The organism is Paenibacillus sp. 1-18, assembly GCF_000520755.1.
Classification (GTDB): Bacteria; Bacillota; Bacilli; order Paenibacillales; family Paenibacillaceae; genus Paenibacillus; species Paenibacillus brasilensis.
In genome coordinates, this window is record NZ_ASSB01000249.1 from 1 (window position 1) to 3,945 (window position 3,945).

Genomic DNA, 3,945 nt, shown 5'->3' on the forward strand with positions numbered 1-3,945 from the left:
TCCTTATCGGCATTGTCAGTCAAGGCTTTGCGCGACTGTACAAAATGCCTGTGATTATTTTCAGCGTGGCAGGCATGATTCCACTCGTTCCAGGAGGCATGGCCTATAATGCTATGCGTCAGTTTGTACAACATAATTATCCCCAAGCACTGGAACTGGCCATAAGCACACTGATGATCGCAGGAGCCATTGCTGTCGGTCTGGTGTTATCTGAGGTGCTTAATCAAATTTTTCACAGTATTCGTTTCAGACCTCACCGTTAAAAGTAAAGAAACAGGCTGCTTTCAAAATCACACGCCTTACAGCGTATAAGACTTGGAGACAGCCTTTTAATTAAACGATCTTTGCACGCTCGCTTGTTATTCTCGTTATCCCTCAACATCATCCACTCGTCTACCCAATATAGCCAAATCCCGTTCAATGTTATCCAGTATGGCGACACGCGGATAAAAACCCCATTGTTCAAAACCAAATTTTCGCAGCAACGCAATACTCGGCTCATTGTGACCAAACACAAATCCCAGCAGCGTTGTAACACCCAGTCTTGGGCATTCTTCTAGCATATGCTGTACCAGACGACTTCCGGTTCCGGTTCCACGGAAATCCTCATGAACATAAATGCTGATTTCTGTCGTACCATTATAAGCTGGACGACCGTAAAAGGACTGGAGACCGGCCCACCCGGCAATGACCCCTTTTTGCCTCAAAACCCACAGCGGCCGATGGTTCTCCTGATGAGCCTCAAACCACGGAATACGGCTTTCCACTGTCACCGGCTCCAGATCTGCCGTGACCATTCGACCCGCAATCGTAGAATTATAAATATCCACAATATCGTGAAGATCCTCCCTGCGCGCAAATTCAATGGAAAAAGATTGCTCCTGATTCATCATTCATATCCGCCTCCTGATGTGGTGATTTATTCATTGTACAAGACAAGCGCCGGAACAGCCATATCGAGTTGTTTTGCGGATTAGACACAAAGGGTTTTATAATAGAAGATAGGACACACAACAGCTTGACCGATCAATCCGTTTAACAACATAAGATGAGGAGGTATGCTTCAGAGTTCAAAGGATTCTGAAGCAGCTTAATATGAATATTGGGTCTCAAATCTTGATTCTGAAAGTACCTATGGAATCCTTTTTTGGAAAGACGACCATTTATCCTGTACTGCTCAAGGATGAGGATGGACTTACGCTCATTGACACAGGAATGCTCGGTCAATTAGAGCTATTGCGCAAGGCTATTGCTGATGTGGGAGAGGATATCAACCATCTGAGGAGAATTATTTTAACACATCAGGACATTGACCATATCGGGAATGTGCACGCATTGCTGGACTTGCTGCCAAATACGGTCCTGCTGGCTCATAAAGATGACATTCCTTACATGACAGGGGAACGGCCGTTTGTGAAGCTGACACCGGAACGGATCAACCAGATGGATACTGTATTCAAGCAGCAAGCCCAGGATATGATTCGTCGCCTGCCAGACTTGCGTTTTGCTCATATTCTTAAGGACGGAGAGCAACTACCTTATGGCGGGGGAATACAAATTATTCATACACCTGGCCACACACCAGGGCATATCAGCTTGTATGTGCCTGCGCAAAAGCTGCTTTTGGCAGCGGATGAGCTGCGCGTCGTCGAAGGTGAACTGGTTGGTCCTGCAGAGTCGGCTACGCCGGATATGCCACTGGCCTTGAAAAGCCTAGATAAACTGACTGTATTGGATGCTGAGAAGGTAATCTGCTACCATGGCGGTTTTTATGATCAGAATGTGAAGGCTCGCCTACAAGCATTAAGTCAGGAACGAGGATAAACGATTCTAAGCTATAAATAGTTATATCATAAGAGCTATAATGAACAGTACATGAAAGGAATCAATCTGAATGAATGATAAAATAACCCGGCTGTATGATGAGCTGAAGTCACAAGCTTGGGACGGTCTACTCGTGACTGATCCCAAGCACATTTACTACCTGACAGGCTTTGCCAGCGAGCCGCATGAACGCTTTCTCGGCCTGGTACTACTTCGGGATCAAGAGCCTGAACTGATCGTGCCTGCCCTGGATGCAGAAGCCGCCCAAGCGGCTTCTTCCGTAACCCGCATATCCACCCACACCGATACGGACAATCCATATGATCTGCTGCGCCAACGCACAGGCAGCGGAGTGAAAGCATTCGCCCTGGAAAAGGAACACGTCTCCGTTCTCCGTTACGAGCAACTACATACTGCCATTGGCGCCACTCAATATGTGGATCTTGGCCCTGTGCTTCAAGAAATGCGTGTGAGAAAAACTCCCGAGGAGGTACAACGACTCAAACATGCTGCCCGTTTGGTGGAAGATGCTCTTCGTCATGGCCTAACCCATGTACGTGAAGGCGTGACAGAGGTCGAGCTGGTGGCTGAAATCGAATACCAGATGAAAAAAATCGGAGCAGACGGTCCATCCTTTGACACCACGGTGCTGTCTGGACCCAAAACAGCGCTCCCCCATGGTGTTCCAGGCACCCGCAAGCTGCAGCACGGCGATCTGCTCATGTTTGATATGGGCGTATACTCCGACGGCTATGCTTCGGATATTACGCGTACTTTTGCTTTTGGAAAGCTGTCGACCGAGCTGGAAACGATATATAATACGGTTCTCCGCTCGAACGAAGCCGGGATTGCCGCCATTCGCCCGGGAGTAACCTGCGCATCTGTAGACCAGGCTGCACGGGCTGTTGTTGAAGCCGCCGGATATGGCCCTGCCTTTAACCACCGGGTTGGACACGGTCTTGGCATGAGTGTACATGAGTACCCATCTGTCCACGGAGGCAATAACGACCTGCTTCATGAGGGCTTCGTGTTCACGATAGAACCGGGCATCTACGTGCCAGGTCTTGGCGGTGTGCGGATTGAAGATGACGTTCTGGTCATCTCTGGTGGTGTAGAAGTATTGACCTCTTTTCCAAAAGAACTGACGGTGCTGGGATAAGCTTAATACAATACATTCATTTGTGTTTTAAAAAAGGAAGAAAAAAAGGAGGGTCACACCCAAGCCAATTATGGCTTGAGCGTTTGCTCCTCCTCTTCTATAAAGCGGAAATTGCGTGCGATGTACAAAATCGGTGTACCTGCCGCGGTCAGTACGAATTTTAAAATATAGGTGGTAAACAACAGTTCCAGCCATATCCCCCATGCATAACCGTAAAAGGCAATACTACAGAAAATGAGCGTGTCTATAAACGAGCTGATCATCGTGCTGCCATTACCGCGAATCCAGAGCTGATGGCGCTTCGGGAAAAACTTGCGAATCCAGGCATACAGACGCACGTCCAGCAACTGGCTGACTGCATAGGCCGTCAAGCTGGCAAGTGCAAGCCTTGGGAGCAATCCGAATAGCTGTTGCATCGGTGCCTGAGCAAAATCCGTTGCAGTCGGCTGGAACAGCAGTACCATCTGCATCGTGATTGTTGTCATAATCAGCGTGAAAAAGCCGAACCACACCGCTTTGCGTGCCTCTTTAGGCCCGTATTTTTCATTCAGCAAATCGCTGGCCATATACATAGAAACATACATCGTATTTCCCAATGTCGTGGTAATGCCGAGCAGATCAATGGTTTTGGTAACCTGAATGTTGGCCAGCACGGTAGCAACACCAATCCAGGCGTACAATCCTTTTTTACCGAACAAACGATAACACAGCAAAAAGAACATAAAGTTGACAAGGACAAAGGCTGCCCCCCATAGCAGATTAAACATGAAAGCCTCCTAGTTTTGATAGCGCGGGATGGTTGCGAACCGCGGTTCCTCCGAAACAAGCCGGAAAAACATTATTTTAATGTATCATAGATTAGAATTTGTGAACAGCCATAATTGCATTGCGATGAAATAAAAACAAAGAGCCGGCCTGATGGCCGACTCAGGCTGTCGAGAAAGTCTCGACAGCCTATTTTA

General features: G+C 47.8%; 5 protein-coding genes. 3 read left to right on the plus strand and 2 right to left on the minus strand.

What is annotated here, in order from left to right:
* The coding region (locus L693_RS0115780) for a threonine/serine exporter family protein (protein ID WP_025718150.1) at positions 1 to 263 on the plus strand (263 nt) is incomplete at its 5' end.
* 105 nt (positions 264 to 368) lie between these two features.
* Here the strand turns inward: L693_RS0115780 and L693_RS0115785 are convergent.
* Positions 369 to 890, minus strand: a complete 522-nt coding sequence (locus L693_RS0115785) for a GNAT family N-acetyltransferase (protein WP_025718152.1) — start codon at positions 888 to 890, stop codon at positions 369 to 371.
* A gap of 205 nt (positions 891 to 1,095) precedes the next feature.
* Between L693_RS0115785 and L693_RS0115790 the strand changes: the two genes are divergently transcribed.
* Together L693_RS0115790 and L693_RS0115795 are read left to right on the plus strand one after the other, a co-directional pair.
* Positions 1,096 to 1,824 carry an MBL fold metallo-hydrolase gene (locus tag L693_RS0115790; protein ID WP_025718153.1) on the plus strand — a complete coding sequence of 243 codons (729 nt, stop codon included), beginning with the start codon at positions 1,096 to 1,098 and terminating at the stop codon, positions 1,822 to 1,824.
* A 70-nt stretch (positions 1,825 to 1,894) separates the two neighbouring features.
* Entirely contained in the window at positions 1,895 to 2,983 is a 1,089-nt protein-coding gene (locus L693_RS0115795; RefSeq protein WP_025718155.1) for a M24 family metallopeptidase, read from the plus strand.
* A gap of 68 nt (positions 2,984 to 3,051) precedes the next feature.
* On the opposite strand, the gene L693_RS0115800 is transcribed toward L693_RS0115795, so the two are convergent.
* Positions 3,052 to 3,750 carry a queuosine precursor transporter gene (locus tag L693_RS0115800; RefSeq protein WP_025718157.1) on the minus strand — a complete coding sequence of 233 codons (699 nt, stop codon included), beginning with the start codon at positions 3,748 to 3,750 and terminating at the stop codon, positions 3,052 to 3,054.
* Between the last annotated feature and the right edge of the window lie 195 nt (positions 3,751 to 3,945).

Coding starts and splice junctions, on each gene's coding strand:
- L693_RS0115785 (WP_025718152.1), bottom strand. CDS start 890: ATGAATCAGGAGCAATCTTTTTCCATTGAATTTGCGCGCAGGGAGGAT.
- L693_RS0115790 (WP_025718153.1), top strand. CDS start 1,096: ATGAATATTGGGTCTCAAATCTTGATTCTGAAAGTACCTATGGAATCC.
- L693_RS0115795 (WP_025718155.1), top strand. CDS start 1,895: ATGAATGATAAAATAACCCGGCTGTATGATGAGCTGAAGTCACAAGCT.
- L693_RS0115800 (WP_025718157.1), bottom strand. CDS start 3,750: ATGTTTAATCTGCTATGGGGGGCAGCCTTTGTCCTTGTCAACTTTATG.